Source organism: Streptomyces canus (assembly GCF_030815415.1).
GTDB classification, from domain to species: domain Bacteria; phylum Actinomycetota; class Actinomycetes; order Streptomycetales; family Streptomycetaceae; genus Streptomyces; species Streptomyces canus_F.
Window position 1 is genome coordinate 6148774 of sequence record NZ_JAUSWW010000001.1, and the last position, 26897, is coordinate 6175670.

General features: G+C 70.1%; 22 protein-coding genes and 1 pseudogene. 19 read left to right on the forward strand and 4 right to left on the reverse strand.

Annotated elements, in window-relative coordinates; translation table 11 throughout:
* The first annotated feature begins 45 nt into the window (after positions 1-45).
* Both QF037_RS28505 and QF037_RS28510 read left to right on the forward strand, forming a co-directional pair.
* Positions 46-1431: a nitrate/nitrite transporter gene (locus QF037_RS28505; RefSeq protein ID WP_307029990.1), complete on the forward strand. Its 1386-nt coding sequence runs from the start codon at positions 46-48 to the stop codon at positions 1429-1431.
* 123 nt (positions 1432-1554) lie between these two features.
* Entirely contained in the window at positions 1555-2709 is a 1155-nt protein-coding gene (locus tag QF037_RS28510; RefSeq protein WP_266826338.1) for a uroporphyrinogen-III synthase, read from the forward strand.
* 124 nt (positions 2710-2833) lie between these two features.
* On the opposite strand, the gene QF037_RS28515 is transcribed toward QF037_RS28510, so the two are convergent.
* Entirely contained in the window at positions 2834-3436 is a 603-nt protein-coding gene (locus QF037_RS28515) for an anthrone oxygenase family protein (RefSeq protein ID WP_307029992.1), read from the reverse strand.
* A gap of 198 nt (positions 3437-3634) precedes the next feature.
* On the opposite strand from QF037_RS28515, the gene QF037_RS28520 reads away from it, so the two are divergent.
* The 6 genes from QF037_RS28520 (at position 3635) to QF037_RS28545 (ending at position 10734) form a co-directional block, all read left to right on the forward strand.
* Positions 3635-4231 carry a CGNR zinc finger domain-containing protein gene (locus QF037_RS28520; RefSeq protein WP_307029994.1) on the forward strand — a complete coding sequence of 199 codons (597 nt, stop codon included), beginning with the start codon at positions 3635-3637 and terminating at the stop codon, positions 4229-4231.
* A 318-nt stretch (positions 4232-4549) separates the two neighbouring features.
* Positions 4550-5071, forward strand: a complete 522-nt coding sequence (locus QF037_RS28525; protein ID WP_010039908.1) for a sigma-70 family RNA polymerase sigma factor — start codon at positions 4550-4552, stop codon at positions 5069-5071.
* Entirely contained in the window at positions 5071-5898 is an 828-nt protein-coding gene (locus tag QF037_RS28530) for a zf-HC2 domain-containing protein (RefSeq protein ID WP_307029995.1), read from the forward strand. The genes QF037_RS28525 and QF037_RS28530 overlap by 1 nt, the downstream gene beginning before the upstream one ends.
* Positions 5899-5967: 69 nt before the next feature.
* On the forward strand, positions 5968-8409 hold the full coding sequence (locus QF037_RS28535) for a HelD family protein (RefSeq protein WP_307029996.1): 2442 nt from the start codon (positions 5968-5970) through the stop codon (positions 8407-8409).
* Positions 8410-8707: 298 nt separating this feature from the next.
* Positions 8708-10120 (forward strand): NAD-dependent malic enzyme, encoded by a 1413-nt coding sequence (locus tag QF037_RS28540; protein ID WP_307029997.1) that lies wholly within the window; start codon positions 8708-8710, stop codon positions 10118-10120.
* A 332-nt stretch (positions 10121-10452) separates the two neighbouring features.
* The gene (locus QF037_RS28545; protein WP_007382399.1) at positions 10453-10734 is read left to right on the forward strand and encodes an HU family DNA-binding protein; all 282 of its coding nucleotides are present in this window, start codon (positions 10453-10455) and stop codon (positions 10732-10734) included.
* Between the two features lie 100 nt (positions 10735-10834).
* Here QF037_RS28545 and QF037_RS28550 read toward each other — a convergent pair whose 3' ends face one another.
* Both QF037_RS28550 and murA read right to left on the reverse strand, forming a co-directional pair.
* Positions 10835-10963 (reverse strand): hypothetical protein, encoded by a 129-nt coding sequence (locus tag QF037_RS28550; protein ID WP_307029999.1) that lies wholly within the window; start codon positions 10961-10963, stop codon positions 10835-10837.
* Positions 10964-10973: 10 nt separating this feature from the next.
* Positions 10974-12320, reverse strand: coding sequence for a UDP-N-acetylglucosamine 1-carboxyvinyltransferase (gene murA, locus QF037_RS28555; RefSeq protein WP_046258926.1), 1347 nt, complete (start codon positions 12318-12320; stop codon positions 10974-10976).
* Positions 12321-12574: 254 nt separating this feature from the next.
* On the opposite strand from murA, the gene QF037_RS28560 reads away from it, so the two are divergent.
* From QF037_RS28560 to QF037_RS28610, 11 genes and pseudogenes are all read left to right on the forward strand, one after another.
* Positions 12575-13147, forward strand: a complete 573-nt coding sequence (locus QF037_RS28560; protein ID WP_266826350.1) for a YqgE/AlgH family protein — start codon at positions 12575-12577, stop codon at positions 13145-13147.
* 29 nt (positions 13148-13176) lie between these two features.
* Positions 13177-13482: a DUF3039 domain-containing protein gene (locus tag QF037_RS28565; protein WP_307030001.1), complete on the forward strand. Its 306-nt coding sequence runs from the start codon at positions 13177-13179 to the stop codon at positions 13480-13482.
* Positions 13483-13687: 205 nt separating this feature from the next.
* Positions 13688-14989: an extracellular solute-binding protein gene (locus QF037_RS28570; RefSeq protein WP_307030004.1), complete on the forward strand. Its 1302-nt coding sequence runs from the start codon at positions 13688-13690 to the stop codon at positions 14987-14989.
* A 41-nt stretch (positions 14990-15030) separates the two neighbouring features.
* On the forward strand, positions 15031-15990 hold the full coding sequence (locus QF037_RS28575; RefSeq protein ID WP_373463826.1) for a carbohydrate ABC transporter permease: 960 nt from the start codon (positions 15031-15033) through the stop codon (positions 15988-15990).
* Positions 15987-16844 (forward strand): carbohydrate ABC transporter permease, encoded by an 858-nt coding sequence (locus QF037_RS28580; protein ID WP_307030008.1) that lies wholly within the window; start codon positions 15987-15989, stop codon positions 16842-16844. Before QF037_RS28575 ends, QF037_RS28580 begins: the two co-directional genes overlap by 4 nt.
* A gap of 1 nt (position 16845) precedes the next feature.
* A complete protein-coding gene (locus QF037_RS28585) occupies positions 16846-18465 on the forward strand; it encodes a beta-N-acetylhexosaminidase (RefSeq protein WP_307030010.1) in 1620 nt (539 codons plus the stop codon).
* 242 nt (positions 18466-18707) lie between these two features.
* Positions 18708-19601 carry an FAD binding domain-containing protein gene (locus QF037_RS28590; RefSeq protein WP_307030012.1) on the forward strand — a complete coding sequence of 298 codons (894 nt, stop codon included), beginning with the start codon at positions 18708-18710 and terminating at the stop codon, positions 19599-19601.
* Positions 19598-21163 carry a 2Fe-2S iron-sulfur cluster-binding protein gene (locus QF037_RS28595; protein ID WP_307030014.1) on the forward strand — a complete coding sequence of 522 codons (1566 nt, stop codon included), beginning with the start codon at positions 19598-19600 and terminating at the stop codon, positions 21161-21163. Before QF037_RS28590 ends, QF037_RS28595 begins: the two co-directional genes overlap by 4 nt.
* Complete coding sequence (locus tag QF037_RS28600) at positions 21160-23469, forward strand: xanthine dehydrogenase family protein molybdopterin-binding subunit (protein WP_307030015.1); 2310 nt, start codon at positions 21160-21162, stop codon at positions 23467-23469. The genes QF037_RS28595 and QF037_RS28600 overlap by 4 nt, the downstream gene beginning before the upstream one ends.
* 373 nt (positions 23470-23842) lie before the next feature.
* A pseudogene (locus QF037_RS28605) lies at positions 23843-24114 on the forward strand (phosphotransferase); the annotation flags it as partial.
* A gap of 167 nt (positions 24115-24281) precedes the next feature.
* Positions 24282-25445 carry an SUKH-4 family immunity protein gene (locus tag QF037_RS28610; RefSeq protein ID WP_307030017.1) on the forward strand — a complete coding sequence of 388 codons (1164 nt, stop codon included), beginning with the start codon at positions 24282-24284 and terminating at the stop codon, positions 25443-25445.
* A 498-nt stretch (positions 25446-25943) separates the two neighbouring features.
* Here the strand turns inward: QF037_RS28610 and QF037_RS28615 are convergent, their stop codons facing one another.
* On the reverse strand, positions 25944-26624 hold the full coding sequence (locus QF037_RS28615) for a hypothetical protein (protein ID WP_307030019.1): 681 nt from the start codon (positions 26622-26624) through the stop codon (positions 25944-25946).
* Between the last annotated feature and the right edge of the window lie 273 nt (positions 26625-26897).

The window sequence follows — 26897 nt, forward strand, 5'->3', positions numbered from 1 at the left end:
TCAGCACGAACGCACCAGAGAGCCCCGGAGCCCCGTGGAGGCGCAATGACAGCCCCTAGCACCGTCCCCGCACCGCCGACCAGGGGCGGCCGTTGGATCCAGCAGTGGGATCCTGAGGACGAGACCTTCTGGAACGAGGGCGGAGAGAAGATCGCCCGCCGCAACCTTTTCTTCTCCGTCCTCTCCGAGCACATCGGCTTCTCGATCTGGACCATGTGGTCCGTGCTCGTCCTGTTCATGGGCCCGGAGTACGGCCTGACCCCGGCGGACAAGTTCCTGCTGACCTCGATGGTCACGCTGGTCGGCGCCGTCGTCCGGGTTCCCTACACCTTCGCCGTGGCCATCTTCGGCGGCCGGAACTGGACGATCGTCTCGGCCGCCCTCCTCCTCATCCCGACCGTCGCCGCGTTCACGGTGATGGAGCCCGGGACCTCGTTCAACACCTTCCTCCTGGTCGGCCTGCTGGCCGGTATCGGCGGCGGTAACTTCGCCTCCTCCATGACCAACATCAACGCCTTCTTCCCGCTCCGGAAGAAGGGGTGGGCTCTCGGGCTCAACGCCGGCGGCGGCAACATCGGGGTGCCGGTCATCCAGCTGATCGCGCTCGCCATCATCGGCGCCAGCGGCGGCCCGCGTGTGCTGCTGGGCATCTACATCCCGCTGATCGTGGTCGCCGCGGTCCTCGCCGCCCTCTTCATGGACAACCTTGCCTCCGTGAAGAACGACACCGGCGCCGCCAAGGACGCCGCGCGGGACGCCCACACCTGGATCATGTCCTTCCTCTACATCGGCACCTTCGGCTCCTTCATCGGCTACGCCTTCGCCTTCGGCCAGGTCCTCCAGGTCCAGTTCGGCCGTACGCCGCTGGAGGCCGCGTACGTCACCTTCATCGGCCCGCTGCTCGGCTCCCTGATCCGCCCGCTGGGCGGCTGGCTCGCCGACAAGTACGGCGGCGCCCGGATCAGCCTCTACAACTACGTCGCCATGGGCGTGGCGACCGCGGTCCTGATCTTCGCCAGCATGGAGAAGTCGCTGCCGCTGTTCGTCACCGCGTTCGTGATCCTCTTCGTCCTGACAGGTCTGGGCAACGGGTCGACGTTCAAGATGATCCCCGGCATCTTCCAGGCCAAGGCCCTCGCCAAGGGGCTGCAGGGAGAAGAGGCCGCCGCCTACGGCCGTCGCCTCTCCGGTGCCTCCATGGGACTGATCGGTGCGGTGGGCGCGCTCGGCGGTGTCGGCATCAACCTGGCCTTCCGCCAGTCCTTCCTCTCCAACGGCTCCGGCACCGGCGCCTTCGTGGTCTTCCTCGCCTTCTACGCCGCCTGCTTCGTGGTCACCTGGGCCGTATACCTTCGCCGCTCGGCCTCCCGGATTCAGGCCTCCTCGGCCACCTCCGAGGCGAAGTCGCAGCTCAGCTACGTCGAGGTGTGACGTAACACTGGCGACATCAAGTCGAACCGAGCCTGTCACGCACCGTTGACAGGCTCGCTCGGCATGCAGGTGCCATCACACCCGGTGTAGGTGCAAACGACTCGAGTGCGGGACGAGAGTTATATGTACGACGAACAGCAGCGACCAGAACAACACGGCCCCCTGGCCGGTTTCACGGTAGGCGTGACAGCCGCGCGCCGGGCCGACGAGCTGGGCGCACTGCTGCAGCGACGGGGAGCCGCCGTCCTGCACGCACCTGCCCTGCGGATCGTGCAGCTCGCCGACGACAGCGAGCTCCTCGCCGCGACCAAGCAGGTCATCGACGAGGTACCGGATGTCGTGATCGCCACGACCGCCATCGGCTTCCGGGGCTGGGTCGAGGCCGCCGACGGGTGGGGTCTGGGCGAGGACCTGCTGGAGCGCCTGCGCGGGATCGAGCTGCTCGCACGCGGACCGAAGGTCAAAGGCGCGGTACGGGCCGCCGGGCTGACGGAGAACTGGTCGCCGGAGTCCGAGTCGATGGCCGAGGTGCTCGACCGGCTGCTGGAGGAGGGCGTCGAGGGCCGCCGTATCGCCATCCAACTGCACGGTGAGCCGCTGCCCGGGTTCGTGGAGGCGTTGCGGGCCGGGGGAGCGGAGGTGCTCGGAATCCCTGTCTACCGGTGGATGCCGCCGGAGGACATCGGGCCCGTGGACCGGCTTCTCGACGCGACGGTCTCCCGTGGCCTGGACGCGCTGACCTTCACGAGCGCGCCCGCCGCGGCGTCCCTGCTGAACCGGGCGGAGGAGCGCGGACTCCTGCCGGAGCTGCTGGCCGCCCTGAACCACGATGTCCTGCCGGCCTGCGTGGGCCCCGTCACCTCGCTGCCGCTCCAGGCCCGTGGCGTCGACACGGTCTCACCCGACCGCTTCCGTCTCGGCCCCCTGGTCCAGCTCCTCTGCCAGGAGCTCCCGGCCCGGGCCCGGTCCCTCCCCATCGCCGGCCATCGCGTCGAGATCCGCGGCCACGCGGTCCTCGTCGACGGTGTCCTGCGCCCCGTGCCGCCGGCCGGTATGTCGTTGCTGCGCGCCCTGTCCCGCCGGCCCGGCTGGGTGGTGGCCAGGGCGGAGCTGCTGCGTGCGCTCCCGGGCGCGGGTCGCGACGAACACGCGGTGGAGACGGCGATGGCTCGCCTCCGCACGGCACTCGGCGCACCGAAGCTCATCCAGACGGTTGTGAAGCGCGGCTACCGCCTGGCCCTGGACCCGGCGGCCGACGCGAAGTACTCGGACACGTAGGCCACGGGCCTGTTCCTCGCCCCTGCCGCCCCTACCCGTCCCGTCCCTGGGGGCTGCCGCCCCCAGACCCCCGCTGTCGGCCCTGAAGGGGCCCAGTCCTCAAACGCCGGACGGGCTGGGTTTCTCAGCCCCTCCGGCGTTTGAGGAGCGGGGGTCCAGGGGGCAGCGCCCCCTGGGAGCGGGGTCGATGGGGCAGCATGCCCCTGGGGATGGGAATGGGCAGGGGCGGCGGGGGCGAGATCAACGAGACGTCAGGCGGGCGTACCGCACCCCCCAGCGCCCGTGCCAGGCACCCCATCGCCACCGTCGACAGCACCGCCCGCACCACGTTCCAGGCCACCCACGCGTCCTCGAACTCCTCCCGGGCCGCAGCGGAGTCCGTCGCACGGTCGAGGGCGTCGTTCAGCGGGATGTTGAAGGCGACCGTCACCAGGAAAGCAAGGGCGTAGGCGACCAGCCCCGCCCACACCCACCGGCGGTACCCCGCACCCCGAGCCTGCCAGGCCGCCACCCCCGTGAGCACCAGCGCCCCGAGGAAGCTGAGCATGAACACCGGGTTCTGGATCACGTCGTTGATGTTCCGCATCACCTCGACGTAGACCTCGTCGTCGCTGCGCGCCAGCCCCGGCATCACCGCGCAGGCGAAGACGTAGAAGGCCCCGGCGATCAGGCCCATCGCGACCGTGGCCGCCCCCAGTACGGTTCCCGCGCTCTTCTTCGTCGTCATGCCCTCCAGTCAACGGCCGGCACATCCACCGGAACATGGTCCAAAGGCGCATCCCCATACGCACACGTCCACGCCTCACCGGTACGAGGGGTTCCGACGGCGAGAGCGGGAAGGCACTGTTGAGAGGGAACCTTTTTTCTCCCGGCCCCTTCTCACCGGCCCCTCACGCGCAGGGCACCTCTAGGCGGTGACAGGCACATGGCACTGGGTACGGCCACGGCCCCGTACGAGCTGCGGTTCGACGCGGGACGGATCTGCCTCGATCTCCTCGCGACCACCCACCCCGTCGAACGGCTCGACTCGACCGAGGCACTGTTCGCCTGGATCACCGGAGCCGGGCTCGTACCACCGGACACCCCGCTGGCCCACGCCGATGCGTCCTGGCTCGTGGGGTTTCGCGAACTTCGCGGGCAGACAGGCCAATTGGTACGCGCGAGACTCGTCCCCGAGCCCCGGCCGTCGTACGACCTCGCGCTCGCCCGCGTCAATGACCTGGCCCGCACCGCACCCCCGGCACCGCGTGCCGTGCAGGGTGAGGACGGCTCGCTCGTCAGGGAGTTGGCGAGCCCTCCCGAACTCGCCGCGCTGCTCGGCGCGATCGCCCGGGACGCCGTGGAACTGCTCACCGACCCCGTCGCGCGGGCGTGTCTGCGGCAGTGCGCCGGCGACAACTGCCCGATCGTTTATCTCGATACGTCCCGGGGTCGCAGGAGGCGCTGGTGCTCCAGTGAGGTCTGCGGGAACCGGGAAAGGGTGGCCCGGCACCGGCGCCGGGCCGCGCTCGCGCGGGCCTGAGGGGACGTTATGTCCCTTCTGTGGAACGGGTGTCGAAGTGATTTCGATTACATGCCGTTTACTCGCGGCGGCACGCGGGCAGTCCCGGCGTTCGAGCCAATGTGGCGGAAATGTAAAGATCGAGGGGTGGGTATGTGCACCCATGTCCCCCTAGTCTCGGCATCCTGAAGAAAACTGTCATGTCACTTTGAACACTCAACGGCCCGCGTCCGTACCCCGTGTTGAGCGACCGGTCGGGGGAACCCCCGGACATCGGAGGTGGGCGTGCGCAAGGATTCCGTCGTGGCCAATGAACGTGGATCGAGGGCCCGACATCGCATGTCCCAGCCCTCGGAACCTGATGAGGAGCTCATGCGTGCTCTGTACAGAGAGCACGCAGGACCCCTGCTCGCCTATGTACTGCGGCTGGTCGCCGGAGACCGCCAAAGAGCAGAGGACGTCGTGCAGGAGACGCTGATCCGTGCCTGGAAGAACGCCGGTCAGCTCAATCGAGCGACCGGATCTGTACGCCCCTGGCTGGTGACGGTCGCCCGGCGCATCGTCATCGACGGCCACCGAAGCCGGCAGGCCCGGCCGCAGGAGGTCGATCCGTCGCCGCTGGAGGTCATCCCCGCGGAGGACGAGATCGACAAGGCGCTGTGGTTGATGACGCTGTCGGACGCGCTCGACGACCTGACTCCCGCACACCGGGAGGTGCTCGTCGAGACGTACTTCAAGGGGCGTACCGTCAATGAGGCGGCCGAGACGCTCGGGATACCCAGCGGCACCGTTCGCTCAAGGGTCTTCTATGCCCTGCGGTCGATGAAGCTGGCACTGGAGGAGCGGGGGGTGACGGCGTGATGAGTGTTTACGGGGGAAACCAGGGATTCGGTAGTGGTGGTTCGGGTATGTCTGGCTCCATGCAGGGTTCTCCGGTGCCGAACGAGCACGAGACCGTCGGCGCCTACGCCCTCGGGATTCTCGACGACGCCGAGGCAACCGCTTTCGAGATGCACCTCGCGACCTGCGAGTGGTGCGCCCAGCAGCTCGACGAGCTCGCCGGGATGGAACCGATGCTGGCCGCGCTCGCGGACCTGCCCGGCTCCGGCACCCCCGCGATCGGCGAGTCGCTGTCCGCCAAGCCCAGTCCGCGGCTGGTGAACAAGCTCGTCGACGAGGTCGCCGAACGCCGCGCCCAGAAGCGCCGGCGCGCCTTCTACATGGTGGCCGCGGCGGCCGCCCTGATCATCGGCGGTCCGCTGGTGGCCGTGGGGGCGACCGGCGACGACTCCGGCGGAAACGTCTCCGCGCACACGACGAGCAGCAGCCCCGCCAAGGAAGCCTTCGACGCCATGGACGACAAGCTGACGGCGACCGACCCCAGCACGGACGTCAGTGCGACCGTCGCCGTGGAGGAGAAGGCCTGGGGCACCCACGCCGTCCTCCAGCTGAAGAACGTCAAGGGCCCGGAGAAGTGCTCCCTCATCGCCGTGGGCAAGAACGGCGAGCGTGAGACGGTCACCTCCTGGTCCGTCCCGACCTGGGGTTATGGCATCGCCAACGCCAAGACCGAGCAGGCCAAGGAGCCGCTCTACGTCCACGGCGGCGCCGCTTTCGACCTGAACGACATCGACCACTTCGAGGTCATGACCTTCGGCGGCAAGCGACTCGTCGAAGTCGACGCGTAGCCGACGTAGCTGCATCGGGTCCCCTTCGCGTACGGTTGACGGCTGCCCAGCACGTCAGAAGGGGGCCCGGTGGCCGCTCAGGCTCAACAGACTGCGGTCGACTCGATTCACGACTCGGTTCGGGATCGAGAGATCAGCGTCGAACAGGAACACCTTGACCGGGTGTACCGGCGTCTCGAGGAGAAGATCCACGAGGCGGAGTTCCTGATGAACGACGCGGCCAAGCGTGGCCAGGTCGGCACCCCCGGCGCACTCGCCGAGCGGGACGCGCAGGTTTTCCGGGCGGGGGTGCACCTCAACCGCCTCAACAACGAGTTCGAGGACTTCCTCTTCGGCCGGATCGACCTGCTCCTCGGCAAGGACGGCAAGAAGGGGCCCGACGGCGCCTACACCGCCGTGGAACCCGCCGACGGCGCCGTGCGGGACGACAACACCGCCGACATCGCCGAGACCCTGCACATCGGCCGGATCGGAGTCCTGGACTCCGAGTACGCGCCGCTCGTCATCGACTGGAGGGCCCCGGCCGCGGCGCCCTTCTACCGCTCCACCCCGGTCGACCCCGGCCGGGTGGTGCGCCGACGGGTCATCCGCTCCAAGGGCCGCCGCGTCCTCGGTGTCGAGGACGACCTCATGCGCCCCGAGCTCAAGGCCCTCCTCTCCGGCCAGGAGCTGGCCGTCATCGGCGACGGCGCCCTGATGGCCGCCCTCGGCCAGGCCCGCAGCCACACCATGCGGGACATCGTCGCCTCCATCCAGGCCGAGCAGGACCTGGTCATCCGGGCGCCCGCGGCCTCGGTGACCTACGTCGAGGGGGGCCCGGGGACGGGCAAGACCGCCGTGGCACTGCACCGCGCCGCCTATCTGCTCTACCAGGACCGGCGCCGCTACTCCGGCGGCATCCTCATCGTCTCGCCGACCCCGCTCCTGGTGGCGTACACCGAGGGCGTGCTCCCCTCGCTGGGCGAGGAGGGCCAGGTCGCCATCCGGGCGATCGGCTCGCTCGTCGACGGCGTGGAGGCCACGCTGTACGACTCCCCGTCCACGGCCCGCGCCAAGGGCTCGTACCGGATGCTCAAGGTGCTGCGGAAGGCGGCACGAGGGGCGCTGGAGGCCGGCTCGGGCAGCAGCGGGTCCGCGGGCGACGCGGGCGGCTCAGGGAGGCGGCGCCGTCGCGGCGAGGCGTCCGGCCAGCTCGCCTTCGGCGCCGGCGACGCGGACCAGCTCGCCTTCGGTGACGACGACACCCCTGACCGGGCCCCCACGGGCCCGGCCTCCCGCCTGCGTGTGGTGGCCTTCGGGCGCCGCCTGGAGCTGGAGGCGCCGGAGCTGGAACGTATCCGCCACACCGCGCTCAGCGGCACGGCCCCCGTGAACCTGCTGCGCCCCCGGGCCCGCAGGCTCCTCCTGGACGCCCTGTGGGCCCGCTCAGGCGCCGGCGGCCGGCACACCGACCCGGAGCTCGCCGCCGAGCTGCGCTCCTCCTTCGACGAGGACGTCAGCAGCGAGGACAGCTTCATCGACTTCCTGAACGCCTGGTGGCCGGAGCTCACCCCGAAGGCCGTCCTCGCCGCCATGGCCGACGAGCGCCGCCTGGGCCGCTGGGCCCGCCGGATCCTCAACCCCGGCGAGGTCCGCAAGGTCGCCCGTTCGCTGCGGCGGGACGGGTACTCCGTGCACGACATCGCCATGCTCGACGAGCTCCAGGCGATCCTCGGCACCCCGGCCCGCCCCAGGAAGCGGCGCGACCTGGACCCGCTCGACCAGCTGACCGGCCTGGAGGAGCTGATGCCGGTCCGCGAGGAGACCCAGCGCGAACGCGCCGAGCGGCTCGCCGAGGAGCGCACCGAGTACGCCCACGTCATCGTCGACGAGGCCCAGGACCTCACGCCGATGCAGTGGCGCATGGTCGGCCGCCGCGGCCGGCACGCCACCTGGACGGTGGTCGGCGACCCGGCCCAGTCCTCCTGGTCCGACCCCGACGAGGCCGCCGAGGCTAGGGACGAGGCCCTGGGCACGCGTCCGCGCCGGCGCTTCCAGCTCACCGTGAACTACCGCAACCCCTCGGAGATCGCCGAGCTCGCCTCCCGGGTGCTGGCCCTCGCGATGCCCGGCTCCGAGTCCCCGAGGGCCGTACGGTCCACCGGCGTCGAACCCCGCTTCGCCGTCGTAAGGGAATCCCTCGCGAGCACCGTCCGCGAGGAGGCCGCCCGCCTCCTCGACCGCGTCGACGGCACGATCGGCGTGGTCGTCGCCATGCAGCGCCGCGAGGAGGCCGCCCGCTGGCTCGCCGGGCTCGGCGACCGGGTGGTGGCCCTGGGCAGCCTGGAGGCCAAGGGCCTGGAGTACGACGCGACGGTCGTCGTCTCCCCGGCCGAGATCGCCGACGAGTCCCCGGCCGGCCTGCGGGTGCTGTACGTGGCGCTCACCCGCGCCACCCAGCAGCTGACGGTCGTGTCGGGGGAGCGCGACCAGCCCGACGCGACCGGGGTGCCCGACCTTCTCAGAGATTGATCGGTATGAACTGTCGAGACGGGAATGGCCTTACGGGATCCGTTTGTTAGCCTGGGTGTGACACCGGCCCGATCCAAGCCCCCGGGCCCAACCTTCGTCCCTCAGAGGGACCACTTGCCGCGAGGCGAGCATGGCGGGTCGGTGTCACTGAATGCGAGAGAGGCCCACGTCCACGGACGTGGGCCTCTCTCGTTGTGAACAAAACGTTCGCAATCCAACGCGGCTAACGCCTACTCGACAGTAGGTGCGACCATCGGACGGCATACAGCGTCACAGTTGAAAGCAGAGGAAGTCGGCCATGGCAACGGCGCCCAGCGTCTCCTACTCGATCACGGTCCGTCTGGAGGTGCCCGCGAGCGGAACCGCGGTCTCCCAGATCACCACGGCCGTGGAGTCCCACGGAGGCTCGGTGACCGGCCTCGACGTGACCGCTTCCGGCCACGAGAAGCTCCGCATCGACGTCACCATCGCGGCGACCTCCACGGCCCACGCCGAGGAGATCGTCGAGCAGCTGCGCGGCATCGAGGACGTCACGCTCGGCAAGGTCTCCGACCGTACGTTCCTGATGCACCTCGGCGGCAAGATCGAGATGCAGTCCAAGCATCCCATCCGCAACCGTGACGACCTGTCCATGATCTACACCCCGGGCGTCGCCCGCGTGTGCATGGCGATCGCGGAGAACCCCGAGGACGCGCGCCGCCTCACCATCAAGCGCAACACCGTCGCGGTCGTGACGGACGGCTCGGCGGTCCTGGGTCTGGGCAACATCGGCCCGATGGCCGCCATGCCGGTCATGGAGGGCAAGGCGGCCCTGTTCAAGCGCTTCGCCGACATCGACGCCTGGCCGCTGTGCCTGGACACCCAGGACACCGACGAGATCGTCGCGATCGTCAAGGCGATCGCCCCGGGCTTCGCCGGCATCAACCTCGAGGACATCTCCGCGCCCCGCTGCTTCGAGATCGAGGCCCGGCTGCGCGAGGCCCTCGACATCCCCGTCTTCCACGACGACCAGCACGGCACCGCGATCGTCGTCCTCGCCGCGCTGAAGAACGCGCTCCGGGTCACCGGCAAGGCGATCGAGAACATTCGCGTCGTCATGTCCGGTGCGGGCGCGGCCGGTACGGCCATCCTCAAGCTGCTGATCGCCGCGGGTCTCAAGAACGCCGTCGTCGCCGACATCCACGGTGTCGTGCACGCGGGCCGCGAGGACCTGGTGTCCGCCGCCGCGGACTCGCCGCTGCGCTGGATCGCCGACAACACCAACCCCGAGAACCTGACGGGCACGCTGAAGGAGGCCGTGCGCGGCGCGGACGTCTTCATCGGCGTCTCCGCCCCGAACGTCCTGGACGGCGCCGACGTGGCCGCCATGGCCGAGGGCGCCATCGTGTTCGCGCTCGCGAACCCCGACCCCGAGGTGGACCCGGCGATCGCCCGCCAGACGGCGGCGGTCGTGGCCACCGGCCGCTCCGACTTCCCGAACCAGATCAACAACGTGCTGGTCTTCCCGGGCGTCTTCCGCGGTCTGCTGGACGCGCAGTCCCGCACGGTGAACACGGACATGATGCTGGCCGCCGCGACCGCCCTGTCCGACGTGGTGACCGAGGACGAGCTGAACCCGAACTACATCATCCCCAGCGTCTTCAACGACAAGGTCGCGGGCGCGGTCGCCGGAGCGGTGCGCGAGGCGGCGAAGGCGGCGGCGTCCTCGTAGGACGATGTGCGCGGGCTGTGAGGATCACCACGGCAAGGCCTTGCATCGGCGCGTCGTGGAACCCGGGGCTCCTGGCCGCCGTTTATCGTGTCGGCCAGGCTCGGGACCTCTCTTCGTGTGACACCCAAGGGTGTTCTCATGATTCCTACGGGTGCCGGATTGGCTTTCGCGCCGCAGGTGGGGGCAGGATGCGTCTCTGGGCGCGAGGGTCTGACGACGGACCCGGGTCCGGGGCCTTACCGAGAACCCTGGCAGCATCGGCATCGCTGTGCCGAATGTGCGGCTACGCCGCGTGGCACGCCCCAACGGCAAAAGAACACGGGAGTAACAACATGAACCGCAGTGAGCTGGTGGCCGCCCTGGCCGACCGCGCCGAGGTGACCCGCAAGGACGCCGACGCCGTGCTGGCCGCGTTCGCCGAGACTGTCGGCGAGATCGTCGCCAAGGGCGACGAGAAGGTCACCATCCCCGGCTTCCTGACCTTCGAGCGCACCCACCGTGCCGCTCGCACCGCGCGCAACCCGCAGACCGGCGACCCGATCCAGATCCCCGCCGGTTACAGCGTCAAGGTCTCCGCGGGCAGCAAGCTCAAGGAAGCCGCCAAGGGCAAGTAAGGCCTGACGGTACGTCCGGTACGACGTACGAGGCGCAGTAACGCCAATGGGGCGGCCCCCTTTTCCAGGGGCCGCCCCATCGTCGTACTCAGAAACCGGGCTATCCGAGCGCCTTGCCCGGCAGTTCGACCTTCGCGCCGAGTTCCACGAGCTTCTCCATGCTGTGTCTATCCGGGGGATAACCCCCGGGCCCCCAGCCGGGGGCGGCGTCGCCCCGGGCCGGAGTCACGAGGCGACGGTCAGCCGAGCGCCTTGCCCGGCAGTTCGACCTTCGCGCCCAGCTCGACCAACTTCTCCATGAAGTTCTCGTAGCCGCGGTTGATGAGGTCGATGCCGTGGACCCTCGAGGTCCCCTGGGCCGCGAGGGCGGCGATCAGGTAGGAGAAGCCGCCGCGGAGGTCGGGGATGACCAGATCGGCGCCCTGGAGCTTCGTCGGGCCCGACACGACAGCCGAGTGGAGGAAGTTGCGCTGGCCGAAGCGGCAGTCGCTGCCGCCCAGGCACTCGCGGTACAGCTGGATGTGAGCACCCATCTGGTTGAGCGCGGAGGTGAATCCGAGGCGGGACTCGTAGACCGTCTCGTGGATGATCGACAGGCCGGTGGCCTGGGTGAGCGCCACGACCAGCGGCTGCTGCCAGTCCGTCTGGAAGCCCGGGTGCACGTCGGTTTCGAGCGCGATGGACTTCAACTGGCCGCCGGGGTGCCAGAAGCGGATGCCCTCGTCGTCGATCTCGAAGGCGCCGCCCACCTTCCGGTAGGTGTTCAGGAACGTCATCATCGAGCGCTGCTGGGCGCCGCGGACGTAGATGTTGCCTTCGGTCGCCAGCGCCGCGGAAGCCCACGAGGCGGCCTCCAGGCGGTCCGGGAGGGCGGCGTGGTTGTAGCCGCCGAGCTGGTCCACACCGGTGACGCGGATCGTGCGGTCGGTGTCCATCGCGATGATGGCGCCCATTTTCTGCAGGACGCAGATGAGGTCCTCGATCTCCGGCTCCACCGCGGCGTTGGAGAGCTCGGTGACACCTTCGGCGAGGACCGCGGTGAGCAGCACCTGCTCGGTCGCGCCCACGGACGGGTACGGCAGCCGGATCTTCGTTCCGCGCAGGCGCCGCGGCGCCTCCAGGAACTGCCCGTCCGCCCGCTTCTCGATCGTCGCGCCGAACTGGCGCAGCACCTCGAAGTGGAAGTCGATGGGCCGGCCGCCGATGTCGCAGCCGCCGAGACCGGGGATGAAGGCGTGCCCGAGGCGGTGCAGCAGCGGGCCGCACAGCAGGATCGGGATACGGCTGGAACCCGCGTGGGCATCGATGTCGGCGACGTTCGCGCTCTCGACGTGCGTGGGGTCCATCACCAGCTCGCCCGGCTCCTCACCCGGACGGACCGTCACCCCATGCAGTTGCAGCAGACCGCGTACGACTCGCACGTCACGGATGTCCGGAACGTTGCGCAGTCGACTCGGTCCGCTGCCCAGCAGGGCGGCGACCATGGCCTTCGGTACGAGGTTCTTCGCACCACGAACACGGATCTCGCCCTCCAGCGGGGTGCCGCCGTGGACAAGCAGTACGTCGTCAGAGCCGTTGACGGTCATGTATCTCGCGTTCCGATTGGTGGGGCAGGTGGCCAGAAGGGAAAGGGTAATCGCCGCCCACCCCCCTTCCGTAAGCCCAAGTGCCGCCCAGTCACGTCATAGCTGTGTCACAACACGTGCCGTGCGGTCCCGGGCACATGGGGTCACCGGGGCGGTTGTGCGCGTGGGGGCGCGTGGTTGCGCTCTGAGCTGCATTCCCTGCCGTACGCGCATTGCCTCCCCGCTCGCGGGGAAGATGCGGGATCATGTCTGGCATGACCGAGGTGTCCTCGCTCACAGGGCGGTTGCTCGTGGCAACGCCCGCCCTGGCGGACCCGAACTTCGACCGTGCGGTGGTGCTCCTTCTCGACCACGACGAGGAGGGCTCCCTCGGTGTCGTCCTCAACCGGCCCACTCCGGTGGACGTGGGCGACATCCTGGAGGGCTGGGCGGACCTCACCGGTGAGCCCGGCGTCGTCTTCCAGGGCGGGCCGGTCTCTCTCGACTCCGCGCTCGGCGTGGCCGTCATCCCGGGCGGCGCGTCCGGCGAGCGCGCCCCGCTGGGCTGGCGCCGGGTGCACGGGGCGATCGGTCTGGTCGACCTGGAGGCACCGCCGGAACTTCTCGCCTCGGCCCTGGGGTCGCTGAGGATCTTCGCCGGATACGCCGGCTGGGGGCCCGGCCAGCTGGAGGACGAGCTGGTGGAGGGTGCCTGGTACGTCGTCGAGTCCGAACCCGGCGACGTCTCCTCCCCGTCCCCGGAAAGACTCTGGCGCGAGGTTCTGCGCCGCCAGCGCAGCGAGCTCGCGATGGTGGCCACGTATCCGGACGACCCTTCGCTCAACTGATGTCTGTGAGCTTCAGTACGCTTGCCTTTATGAGCACTCTTGAGCCTGAGACCCAGCCGCAGCGCGAGCGCGGGACTGGAACGGGGACCCTCGTAGAGCCGGCGCCGCAGGTGTCCCATGGTGACGGTGACCACGAGCGCTTCGCCCACTATGTCCAGAAGGACAAGATCATGGCGAGCGCCCTCGACGGGACCCCCGTCGTGGCGCTGTGCGGCAAGGTCTGGGTGCCGGGCCGCGACCCGAAGAAGTACCCCGTGTGTCCCATGTGCAAGGAGATCTACGAGTCCATGGGTGCCGGCGGGGACGGCGACGGCAAGGGCGGCGGCGACAAGTAGGCCCGCTGCCGGGCCCGCTGCCCGACTGAGTTTCGCGAGGCCCCCGGGGCGCGTTTCGGCGCGCTCCGGGGGCCTTTCGCATGCCCTCACAGGTCACGAAGTGGTTGAGACCTCTTGTGGGCATGTTCATGTAGTCCCTAGCCTCCGTTGTGCAGAGCGAAACTGTCATTGCATATGTTGCAACGCATGCCCGGAGGTCCACTCCATGAAGCGCTCCCCCCGATCCCCCCGCCTGGCCGTTCTGCTCACGGCCCTCGTCGTCACCGCCTGCGCCCCGCAGACCTCCACCAACTCCGCCTCCGACAAGGACGAGAAGTCCGGCACCCTGCGCGTCTGGCTCTTCCAGGAGGTCGGCAACAAGCCCAAGGAGAAGGTGGTCGACTCGGTCGTGACCGCCTTCCGGAAGGCCCACAAGGACACGAAGGTCGACGTCGAGTACATCCCGATCGAGACCCGCGCCCAGCGCGTCAAGGCCGCCTTCAACGACCCGAAGTCCGCGCCCGACGTCATGGAGTACGGCAACACCGACACCGCCGGCTATGTGAAGGACGGCGGACTCCTCGACGTCACGAAGGAGTTCGGCGCCTGGAGCGAGGCGAAGGACACCGACCCGACGGCGAAGCAGTCGGTCACGGTGGACGGCAAGGTGTACGGGGCGCCGTTCTACGTCGGCGTACGCGCCCTGTACTACCGCACGGACGTGTTCAAGAAGCTCGGCCTCGACGTGCCGAAGTCGATGGCCGAGCTGGCTTCCACGGCCCGCAGGATCCGGGCCGCCGAGCCCGAGTTGTACGGCCTGGTCGTCGGCGGCGCCTATACCTACGGCGCGATGCCGTTCGTGTGGGCCAACGGCGGCGAGCTCGCCACCGGCGCAGCGGGCTCGTACACCTCCGCGATCGACAGCGCGGCCGCTCAGAAGGGCATCAAGGCGTACACGTCCCTGTTCTCGGACGACAACTGTCCCGCCGCCAAGTGCGCGGGCTTCGGCGGCAACGACACGATCACCGCGTTCGCGGCCGGCAAGGCGGGCATGGCGATCGGCGGCGACTTCAGCCACACGGCGGTCGAGGCGGGCAAGGTCAAGGGCAAGTACGCGGTCGTCCCGCTGCCGGGGGTCGCGCCCGGCTCGATCGCTCCCGCCTTCGCGGGCGGCAACAACATCGGCGTACTGAAGAGCACGTCGCACCGGACGCTGGCCGTCGAGCTGATGGAGCAGCTGTCGTCGAAGAAGACGCAGACCTCGATGTTCGACGCGATGGGCTTTCTGCCGACATTCACCGATGTGCGGCAGCGGGTGGCGGCGCGGGAGCCGTATGTGAAGCCGTTCGCGCGGACGCTGGGGGCGGGGACGAAGTTCGTGCCGGCGTCGCCGGGATGGTCGCAGATCGACTCGTCGCTGGTGCTGCCGACGATGTTGCAGGAGATCATCAGCGGTAAGAAGGATGTGGCTGCGGCTTCGAAGGATGCGGCCGCGAAGATGGACGAGGCGTTTGGCTCCGCCGGGTGAGCGCCACGCCTACGAGCTCGGGGGCTGCGGAGCGTTCGCGGGTGCGGGCCGTTCGTGGCTTGTCGCGCCCACGCGGCGGTAGCCGCAAATTCAACACAGCCCCGCGCCCCTTGGTGGGTCGGAGTTCGCGGCATCAGAAAGCACCCTGGCTCTACCTCGCCCCCGCCCTCGTCGTTCTCGGCTCCCTGCTCGTCTATCCCATCTACCAGCTCGGGCTGATCTCGCTCTTCCAGTACACCCAGGCCCAGGTCAGCGGTGGTGAACCGACCACCTTCGAAGGGTTCGGCAACTACGCCGAGCTCTTCGGGGACTCGCAGTTCTGGCAGGTACTGCTCGCCACCGTCGTCTTCGCCGCGGCCTGTGTGGTGTCCACCCTCGCGGTCGGGTGTGCCCTCGCCGTGCTGCTCACGCGGGTGCGCGCCGTGCCGCGGCTGGTGTTGATGCTGGCCGCGCTGGGGGCGTGGGCGACCCCGGCCGTCACGGGGTCGACGGTGTGGCTGTTTTTGTTCGATGCGGACTTCGGGCCGGTGAACCGGGTTCTGGGCCTCGGTGACCACTCGTGGATGTACGGACGCTTCAGTGCCTTCTTCCTCGTACTGCTCGAAGTGGTGTGGTGCTCCTTCCCGTTCGTGATGGTCACGGTGTACGCCGGTATCCGCGCCGTCCCGGGCGAGGTGCTGGAGGCCGCGGCCCTCGACGGCGCCTCGCACTGGCGGATCTGGCGGTCGGTGCTGGCGCCGATGCTGCGGCCGATCCTGGTGGTCGTCACGATCCAGTCGGTCATCTGGGACTTCAAGGTCTTCACCCAGATCTACGTCATGACGAACGGCGGCGGCATCGCGGGCCAGAACCTCGTCCTGAACGTCTACGCCTACCAGCAGGCGTTCGCTTCCTCGCAGTACGGCCTCGGCTCGGCGATCGGAATCGTGATGCTGCTGATCCTGCTCGCCGTGACGCTGGCGTATCTGCGACTGCTCCGCAGGCAGGGGGAGGAGCTGTGAATCTTGTACGAGCCCAGGCGCGGTCTTTTGTGAGGCGTCCGTGGCGGTTGGCCGCCGAGGCGTCCGCGCTGCTGATCGCCGTGGTCGTCGCCTTCCCCCTCTACTGGATGGTGCTGAGCGCCTTCAAACCGGCCGGGGAGATCGAGTCGGCCGAGCCGCGGCCCTGGACGCTTTCGCCCTCCCTGGATTCCTTCCGGCGCGTGTTCGGCCAGCAGGATTTCGGTCGGTATTTCGTCAACAGCCTTGTCGTGGCGTGCACGGTGGTGATCGCCTCCGCACTGATCGCGTTTCTCGCGGCGACCGCGGTGACGCGATTCCGCTTCCGCTTCCGGACCACGCTGCTGATCATGTTCCTGGTGGCGCAGATGGTGCCGGTGGAGGCACTCACCATCCCCCTCTTCTTCCTCATGCGGGACTTCGGCCAGCTGAACACGCTGGGCTCGCTGATCCTGCCGCACATCGCCTTCTCGCTGCCCTTCGCGATCTGGATGCTGCGGGGGTTCGTGAAAGCGGTGCCCGAGGCGCTGGAGGAGGCCGCGTACATCGACGGGGCGAGCCGGGCGCGATTCCTGTGGCAGATCCTTTTCCCGCTCGTGTTCCCCGGGTTGGTGGCCACGAGCGTGTTTTCCTTCATCTCGGCCTGGAACGACTTCCTGTTCGCCAAGTCGTTCATCATCAGCGACACGTCCCAGTCGACGCTGCCGATGGCCCTGCTGGTCTTCTACAAGCCGGACGAGCCGGACTGGGGCGGCGTGATGGCGGCGTCGACGGTGATGACGGTTCCGGTGCTGGTGTTCTTCGTACTCGTACAGCGACGGCTGGTCTCGGGGCTGGGCGGAGCGGTAAAGGACTGACGTGACTTCACTTGCGGATCTGATTCCGGCGCCGCGCGCCGTCGAAGGGCCCAGTCCCCGCGGGTTCGTCTTCGGGGTGGACACCGCCCTGTGGGGCGCGCCGGGCACCGAGGGCACGCAGCGGTGGCTGCGCTCCACGGTGGGCGCGGCCCTGGGGCTGTCGCTGCCGCCCGGGCAGGAGGGTGCCGAGAACACCGTCACGCTGCGGCTCGACGACACCCTGGACCCGGAGGGGTACCGACTGAAGGTCACCCTCAACTGGGGCGTCGAGATCACGGGCGGCGGCTCGGCCGGGGTGTTCTGGGGCGCGCAGTCACTGCGTCAACTCCTCGGCCCCGACGCCTTCCGGCGCGCTCCCATCGACCCCGGACTCGAATACGGCGTCCAGCACCAGACCATCGAGGACGCCCCCCGCTTCCGCTGGCGCGGCCTCATGCTCGACGTCGCCCGGCACTTCATGCCCAAGGACGGTGTCCTGCGCTACCTCGATCTGATGGCCGCCCACAAACTCAACGTCTTCCACTTCCACTTGACGGACGACCAGGGCTGGCGGATCGAGATCGAGAGGTATCCCCGGCTGACCGAGGTCGGCTCATGGCGGGCACGTACCAAATTCGGCCACCGGGCCTCGCCGTTGTGGGAGGAGAAGCCGCACGGTGGCTACTACACGCAGGACGACATCCGGGAGATCGTGGCCTACGCCGCCGAGCGGCATATCACCGTCGTCCCCGAAATCGACGTACCGGGACACTCGCAGGCGGCCATCGCCGCGTATCCGGAACTCGGCAACACCGACACCTCCCTCTCCGTCTGGGACACCTGGGGTATCTCTCCGAACGTACTCGCCCCCACTGACAACACCCTGCGCTTCTACGAGGGCGTCTTCGAGGAACTCCTGGAACTGTTCCCGAGTGAGTTCATTCACGTCGGCGGCGACGAATGCCTGAAGGATCAGTGGCGGGCCTCACCCGCCGCACAGGCCCGGATCAAGGAACTCGGGGTCGGCGACGAGGACGGCTTGCAGTCGTGGTTCATCGGGCACTTCGACAAGTGGCTCACCGCGCGCGGCCGCCGGCTCATCGGCTGGGACGAGATCCTGGAGGGCGGTCTCGCCCGGGGCGCGGCCGTGTCCTCGTGGCGCGGGTACGAGGGCGGCATCACGGCCGCGCGCGCGGGCCACGACGTCGTCATGTGTCCTGAACAGCAGGTGTACTTGGACCACCGTCAGCACGAGGGCGCCGACGAGCCGGTCCCCATCGGCTACGTCCGCACCCTGGAGGACGTGTATCGCTTCGAACCCGTTCCAGCGGAGCTGACCTCGGCGGAGGCGGCGCATGTCCTCGGCACGCAGGCCAACCTGTGGACCGAGGTGATGGAGGACCAGGCGCGCGTGGACTACCAGGCGTTTCCCAGGCTTTCGGCCTTCGCCGAGGTCGCGTGGAGCGATCTGCCCGCCCCTGCCGAGCGCGACTTCGACGGCTTCGAGCGGCGAATGGTCCGGCACTACGAGCGACTTGACGCCCTGGGCGTCTCCTACCGGCCGCCCGCCGGACCGCGGCCCTGGCAGCGGCGCCCAGGAGTGCTCGGCCGGCCGATCGCGGGGCCGCCACCGAACAGGTAGGTCTTCCGAACAGGTTACGGATAAAGCCCGAAAGCATCACCGAAGAGTGTCAATCCGTACGCACCGGTGATGCCGTACGAAAACGGACCATCTCCCCGACGACGTGGGCGAATGCCTCCTAGCGGACCCCTGTCTTCGGCCCCGGCGAAGATGTGCCAGAGTTGCCACGTCCGCCCTGTCAGCACGTACCGTACGGCAGCAACAGGTGGGACCAGGTGGGGCAGCGGGAAGGGGCAGCCGGTTTGACCACGCACGCACCGCAGGCGGCGCAGGCCGTCACGCTGCCCACGACGCTGGACGAGGCAGTGACGGCCCTCACCGCCATGCCCGCAGCCGTGCCCGTCGCGGGCGGCACCGACCTCATGGCCGCCGTCAACTCCGGCCAGCTCAGGCCCGCCGCCCTGGTGGGCCTCGGCCGCATCAGCGAGATCCGCGGCTGGCAGTACCAGGACGGGCACGCCCTGCTCGGCGCCGGACTCACCCACGCGCGGATGGGCCGGCCCGACTTCGCCGCCCTCATCCCCGCGCTCGCCGCCTCGGCGCGCGCGGCGGGCCCGCCGCAGATCCGCAACGCGGGCACCCTGGGCGGCAACATCGCCACGGCGTCCCCCACCGGTGACGCGCTCCCGGTCCTCGCCGCTCTCGAAGCGACGCTGATCATCGCGGGCCCGGGCGGAGCCCGCCGGGAGATCCCGGTGTCGCATCTGCTGGCCGGCATGGAGATGCTGCGCGCCGGCGAACTCATCGGCTTCGTGCGCGTGCCGCTGCTGCACGCGCCGCAGGTCTTTCTCAAGGCCACCGGCCGCACCGGCCCCGGACGGGCGATGGCCTCCGTCGCGCTCGTCCTGGACCCCGCCCGGCGCGGAGTGCGGTGCGCCGTCGGAGCCATAGCGCCGATGCCGCTGCGGCCGCTGGACGCCGAGCTGTGGGTCGGCCGGCTGATCGACTGGGACAACAACCGCGCGCTCGTCCCGGAGGCATTGCAGGCCTTCGGTGAGTACGTCGCCGCGGCCTGCATCCCCGACCCGGCCCCGGAGGCGGACGGCTCGGTGCCACAGCTTCCGCCCGGCGTACTGCATCTGCGGCGCACCGTCGCCGCGCTGGCCCGACGAGCACTGGGGAGGGCGCTGTCGTGACCGACGACCGGAACGAAGAGGCCATGCCCCAGGGCGGCGGCCGCTGGGACCCGCTGCCCCAGGGCGACTACGACGACGGCGCGACCGCCTTCGTGAAGCTCCCCGAGGGCGGCATCGAGGCCTTGCTGGCCTCCGACACTCCGCTCGCCGCGCCCGGCCACGGCTATGTGCCGCCGCAGATAACGGTGGCCCCCGACGGCGCCACCGGTGCCTGGGCCGTGCCCGTCGACGGCACCCAGTGGCCCGACCCGAACGCCGTGCCGCAGGGCGGCGTGGACGACCGGTTCACGTACAGCCCGGGCGCGACCGGGCAGTGGAACTTCCAGGAGCACACGGAGGCCGCGGAGATCGCTCCCGCGCCCGGGCACGATGTGACCGGGCAGTGGTCGATCCCCGTCGCCGGTGGTGACCTTCCGGACGAATCGGGCGAGTTCACCACGTCGTCCCTGGTCGAGCAGTGGGGTGGCACACCGCCGGCCACACTGCCCGGCGGCGCGTCCGCCCCGTGGGCGACGCCGACGGGACAGCCGTGGGACTCCGAGCCGCCGGGCGACGGGCACGCGCACGTGCCGAACGGCGCGCACAACGGCGGCCACGCGGTCGCCGACGCTCCGGACCACGCCGTGCCGGACACCCACGCACCCGTGGAGACGAGCGCCGCACCCGCCCCCGCCGAGCCCTCCGCGGACACCCCCACCCCCGGCGCCTCACAGCCCGCTCAAGGCCCCGATGAGGCCGCGGCGGCAGTCGAGGGGCCCGAAGGCGCCCCAGGGGCCGTGGAGACCGCTGAGGCGGTCGCCGAGCCGCACGCGGAGCACACCCCCGCCGACGGCGACGACGAAGCCGGGACGCGGACCGAGGAAGAGCACGCCGCCGCCCCCGAGGCCGCCGACGACTCCGCCGCGGCCCCGGACGAGCAGGCCCCCGCGCCCTCCGGCGAAGAACACCCCCTCGCCTCCTACGTCCTGCGCGTCAACGGCGTCGAACGCCCCGTCGCCGACGCCTGGATCGGCGAGTCGCTGCTCTACGTGCTGCGCGAACGCCTCGGCCTCGCGGGCGCCAAGGACGGCTGCTCGCAGGGCGAGTGCGGGGCGTGCAACGTCCAGGTCGACGGACGCCTCGTCGCCTCCTGCCTGGTGCCCGGCGTCACCGCCGCCGGCAGCGAGGTCCGTACCGTCGAGGGCCTCGCCGAGGACGGGCGCCCCTCCGACGTGCAGCGCGCGCTCGCCAAGTGCGGCGCGGTGCAGTGCGGGTTCTGCGTGCCCGGCATGGCGATGACCGTGCACGACCTCCTGGAGGGCAACCCGGCGCCGTCCGAGCTGGAGACCCGCCAGGCACTGTGCGGCAACCTGTGCCGCTGCTCCGGCTACCGGGGCGTCGTGGACGCCGTCCAGGCGGTCGTCGCGGAGCGCGCGGCACACCACGCCGCGGCGGAATCTGAGTCGGACACGGACGAGGCACGTATCCCCCATCAGGCGGGCCCCGGAGCCGGCGGCGTCAACCCGTCGGCCTTCGAGCCGCGCCATGACCAGGCGTACGGACAGGACGGAGGCCAGGCGTGAGCAACGAAGCCGCCACCGCGACCACCCCCGCGGAGGCAGCCCCCGCCCCCGAGCCGATCCCGCACGGCATCGGCGTCTCCCTGCCGACCGCCGACGCCCGTGCCAAGACCGAGGGCACCTTCCCCTACGCGGCCGACCTGTGGGCCGAGGGCCTGCTGTGGGCGGCCGTGCTGCGCTCCCCGCACGCGCACGCGCGCATCCTGTCCATCGACACGTCCCACGCGCGCGACATGCCCGGCGTACGCGCCGTCGTCACGCACGAGGACGTGCCCGGCAGCCCGGTCCACGGCCGCGGCAAGGCCGACCGCCCGGTCTTCGCCTCCGAGGTCGTACGGCACCACGGCGAGCCCATCGCGGCCGTCGCCGCCGACCACCCCGACACCGCGCGGATGGCCGCGGCGGCCGTCATCGTCGAGTACGAGGTGCTCGACCCGGTGACCGACCCGGAGCAGGCCTTCGAGGCCGAGCCGCTGCACGCCGACGGCAATCTGATCCGGCACATCCCGCTGCACCACGGCGACCCGTCCGTGAGCGGCGAGATCGTCGTCGAGGGCCAGTACCGCATCGGCCGCCAGGACCCGGCCCCCATCGGCGCCGAGGCCGGCCTCGCCGTGCCGCGCCCCGACGGGGGCGTCGAGCTGTACCTGGCCTCCACCGACCCGCACACCGACCGGGACACCGCCGCCGCCTGCTACGGCCTGGAACCCGAACGCGTCAAGGTCGTCGTCACCGGTGTCCCCGGCGCCACCGCCGACCGCGAGGACCAGGGCGTCCAGCTCCCGCTCGGCCTGCTCGCGCTCAAGACCGGCTGCCCGGTCAAGCTCACCGCCACGCGCGAGGAGTCCTTCCTCGGCCACGCGCACCGCCACCCGACGCTCCTCAGATACCGCCACCACGCGGATGCCGAGGGCAGGCTGGTGAAGGTCGAGGCACAGATCCTGCTCGACGCGGGCGCCTACGCCGACACCTCCGCCGAGGCCCTCGCGGCCGCCGTGGGCTTCGCCTGCGGCCCGTACGTCGTCCCGAACGCCTTCATCGAGGGCTGGGCCGTACGCACCAACAACCCGCCGTCCGGCCATGTACGCGGCGAGGGCGCCATGCAGGTCTGCGCCGCCTACGAGGCGCAGATGGACAAGCTGGCCAAGAAGCTCGGCGTCGACCCGGCGGAACTGCGCCTGCGCAACGCGCTCGCCACCGGCGACGTGCTCCCGACCGGCCAGACGGTGACCTGCCCGGCACCGGTCGCCGAACTCCTCCAGGCCGTACGGGACTTCCCGCTGCCCGCGCTGCCCAAGGACACCCCCGAGGACGAGTGGCTGCTGCCCGGCGGCCCCGAGGGCGCGGGCGAGCCGGGCGCCATCCGACGCGGTGTGGGCTACGGCCTCGGCATGGTGCACATGCTCGGCGCGGAGGGCGCCGACGAGGTCTCCACCGCCACGGTGAAGGTCCACGACGGCGTGGCCACGGTCCTGTGCGCGGCCGTCGAGTCCGGCCAGGGCTTCACGACACTGGCCCGCCAGATCGTCCAGGAGACCCTCGGCATCGACGAGGTGCACGTCGCGCCCGTGGACACCGACCAGCCCCCGGCGGGCCCGGGCTGCCGGGGCCGCCACACCTGGGTCTCGGGCGGCGCGGTGGAACGGGCCGCGAAGATGGTCCGCACGCAACTGCTCCAGCCGCTGGCGCACAAGTTCGGGATGTCCACCGAACTGCTCCAGATCACCGACGGCAAGATCACCTCGTACGACGGCGTCCTGTCGACCACCGTCACCGAGGCCATGGACGGCAAGGAACTGTGGGCGACCGCACAGTGCCGCCCGCACCCCACGGAACCCCTGAACGAGTCCGGCCAGGGCGACGCCTTCGTGGGCATGGCCTTCTGCGCGATCCGCGCGGTGGTGGACGTCGACATCGAGCTCGGCTCGGTCCGGGTCGTCGAACTCGCCGTCGCCCAGGACGTGGGACGGATCCTGAACCCGGCCCAGCTCGCCGCGCGCATCGAGGCGGGCGTCACCCAGGGCGTGGGCATAGCGCTGACGGAGAACCTGCGCACCGCGCGCGGGCTGATCCGCCACCCCGACCTCACGGGCTACGCGCTGCCGACGGCCCTGGACGCCCCGGACATCCGGATCGTGAAGCTGGTCGAGGAGCGGGACGTGGTCGCCCCCTTCGGCGCGAAGGCGGTGAGCGCGGTGCCGGTGGTGACCTCGCCGGCGGCCATCGCCTCCGCCGTACGGGCCGCCACCGGGCGCCCGGTGAACCGGCTGCCGATCCGGCCGCAGGCCGCGGTGGTGACGACGCAGTGAGCCAGCAGGATCCGCAGCGGTACGAACCGACGCCGGGCGTCGGGAAGTTGGTGCTATGGATCCTGCTGTTCGCTCTCGCGGCGCTAGCGGTTGTGCTGGGCGGCGTGTATCTGACTTGAACCCTCCCCAGCCGAAGCAGAGGGATTCCTGGCTCAGGACGCCCCTCAGGCCTGCGGCCTGGGGGGTCTTGCTCCATCAACACCGGCCGGGATGGAACCTGCCCGGTTTGTGAGCAAAGCTCGGATGTACCGTCTTGGCTCTCGATCGGTACGGCGTGCACGCTTGGTTCTCGCAACGCACGATTGCGAGCTTGACCAGTCACATCGCGGTCTTGCGCCCAAAAAGCGAAACCCGTTCCCTGCCATGGGCTGCGGTGCTGGGTTTCTGGCTGTCGGCATACGCACCCCTGATCCGCACCCGCCCGCTGTACGTCGTCGTCCTGGCGCCGGGCCCCGAGGCCGTGGCCGCCCGGGAGGCAGGGCGGGGCAAGACGGGGTACGGGGCGCACTGGTCGGTCACGGAGCTGGACCGGGTCTGCGGGCCGAGACGGCGCGGATCGGTCTGTGGCTGGACACCTCGGAGCTGTCGGTGGGGGAGACGGTGGAGGCGATTGTGGCGGAGAGGGAACGCGCGAGGGTCGCCTGACGTCTTCTGAGCCAAGGGGCGTTGTCAGTGGTGCCGCGTAGTGTTCCTGTCAGTGGGGAACGGCGGCGAGACCTGCACTGCTCGGCCCGTCCAGCCCTGCTCGGGGAACTGCCTGCGAACTGCCCCGGGACTGCCTGGGACTGCGAACTTGCACGCACGGGGGAACGATGAGCACGACCGCCACCGCGGTGATCACACTGACCGACGACGACCTGGAACGCCTCGTCACGCACGCCTCGACGCGCCGCTGGCTGGCGGGGCCCGGACTGCCTTCCGAGATCGGCCTGCTGAGCTTCACGGAGCTGGAGCGCGAGGGCCTGCGGACGGTGACCGACGCGACCGGCGGCCCCGAGGGGCGGCTGGCCGAGGAGCTGCGGGACCAGCTGGTCATCGGCGGACTGCTCGACATCGAGGGCCAGGAGACGGAACCGGTCCTGCTCGACGGCGCCACGGGCGAGGTGTCCACGACCGACTTCTGGTACGACACCCCGGAACTCATGGAGCGCCGCCCGCTGGCCCCCTCGCTGGAGAAGCTCGTCCGTTTCGCTTCGGCGGCGGAGGAACTGGCCGAGCTGCGCGGACAGTTCGCCTCCTACGCCGGCCGCTTCGGACCGCAGGTGGCGGCGGAGGCCTCGCGTCAGCTGTTCGCGGTCTTCGAGGAGGGCGCGGACGGTGAGGTGCCGCCGTACTGGCGGATGGCGGCGCTGATCCGCCCGCTGTCCCTCGTCGCGGGTCCGGGCACGCCGTCCGGGTCGGTCCTGGACCTTCCCGCCCGTCTCCTGGACCAGGAGTTCGGGCAGGGCGGCGTCTGGCGCTTCGAGGACGTCGACTTCCCCGCCACGCTCACCCACGAACCGACCCGCCGCTTCCTGCGCGACACCGGCCTGCCCGAGGACGCCGTCCTCTTCCAGCTGGACACCGACGTCCCGCTGCCGACCCTCGCCGAGCACCACGCCGACGCCCCCGGAGCGGAACTCCCCGACGGGGCGGACCACTTGATCCGCCTCGGCTGTCTCGTCGAGGACAACAGCCTGGTCCTCGACGGCAGAACGGGCGCGGTCCTGCACTGGAGCGAGCCCGAGGCCAGGCTCCACCCGCTCAACACCGACGTCTCCACGCTCGCGTTCACGCTCTGGCTGCTGCACCGCGAGCGCGCGATCGACGAGGACCTGGACCACGGACTGTCCGAGGGACCGTACGCCCAGCTGGCGGCCACCATGGTCCAGGTCCTGTCGTCCGTGGACCCGACCATCACCCTCACGGACACCGGCTGGCACTACTGGACCGAGGCGTTCCAGGACGAGGCGGGCGGGGTGCTCAGCGCCGACTGATCCGCCGGGACGACGGGGACCGTCCAGAAGGGCGACACCCTTCCGGAGTGCCGCCCTTGAGTTCTGCCTGGTCGGGCAGGTGGAGGCCGTGGCGGGAATCGAACCCGCGTAACTCGCTTTGCAGGTTTGTCAGGGCTGGCAAGGGCGCGATCCGAACGGGTTCGGCGCTGTTCAGACCCGTACGGATGCTGGACCCGAAAGACTCGGCGTACGGGTCCGAACAGCCGTGTACGGCGACGAACGAGCGGAAAGTGAGACGGACGAACGGGACTCCGAAAGTGAACACGGCCCGGGCGTCTGGGCCAGCGGAGGATGTGAGAGTTGCACTCGCGAGGGCTGCCCCCAACACGCTTTCCAACTGTGCGTATGGCTGTTCGGAGCCGTTCATAGGTGTTCGCTCGGCAGGTCAGAGGGGGGCCGTGTACAGCAGCGGACAGCGGCGTCCGTCAGTGCGCTGGACAACGGTGAGCGATGGAGCAGGTAGCCGGGCGGAAGTGATCAGTCCAACAGCGGCAGCGACGGACGCCGTTCCGCGGAGAGCCCCGAGCGCTCAGGCTCTGGCCACTCGGGAAGGTCGGCAGAGTCCCCACCGTAGGCGAGCACGGTCTGCGAGGCGAGGTCGCAGCACGCTTGGATGAAGCCTTCAGCGCCCATGAGGCGCATCGAGTGCCCGCCGCTCTTCAGGGGCCACAACGCTCCGGAGCGATTCGACACCGCGTATGGGTCCCCGCCGTGGCTCAGGATGTCACGGAGGTTCTTCATGTCGGCGAGGTACAGCTGCACCTCTTGGGTGCCGACGTAAGCCTTCCAACGCGATCGGTTCCCGGGGGCGTTGCCCAGAATTCTCGTACGGACTCCCCAGTCGTTGGAGAAGAGCCGGACCGCCTGCTGGTGCCCGACGTGGCGGAGCTTGTCCGGGTTGAGCGGAAGATGCCGCGTCCGGGACGGATCGAGGGCAAGGACGTCGTTGAAGAAGGCTTCGATGGCCGCGTAGGACATCGTGAAGATTCCCCACCGCAGGGCGTACTGCTTCGTCGAGCGCCCGAGCGACTTGCCGTCCTTCCCGGTCAAGCCGTCGATGTCGCGGTGAAGACCCACCAGCAGCGAAGGGTTTTTTAGCCCGGCGGATAAGGCGTTGGCGGCGTTGATGACAGCGGGAAGGTGAGGGTGTGGAGGCATGTGCGAGATCGTAATTGCCAACCGGACTGTCGGGTGTGAGTAGTGGACGTCACCCGGTAGGCCCGATGCCACGCCCGGGCTTGAGCCCTCGGGTGCCGAGCAGGTGCCATCCGGCGAAGAACACCAGGCAAGCTACGAGAATCGCCGCAGCGAAGGCCAACGCGAGGACGGCGCCGACGGGCCAGAGGCGCATGCCGCGCCGTTCCCGCCGGTTGCGGTCTGACCGCCCGATTTGGCGTACTGCCGCTCCTGCCGCCTCACGCCATGGGGGTG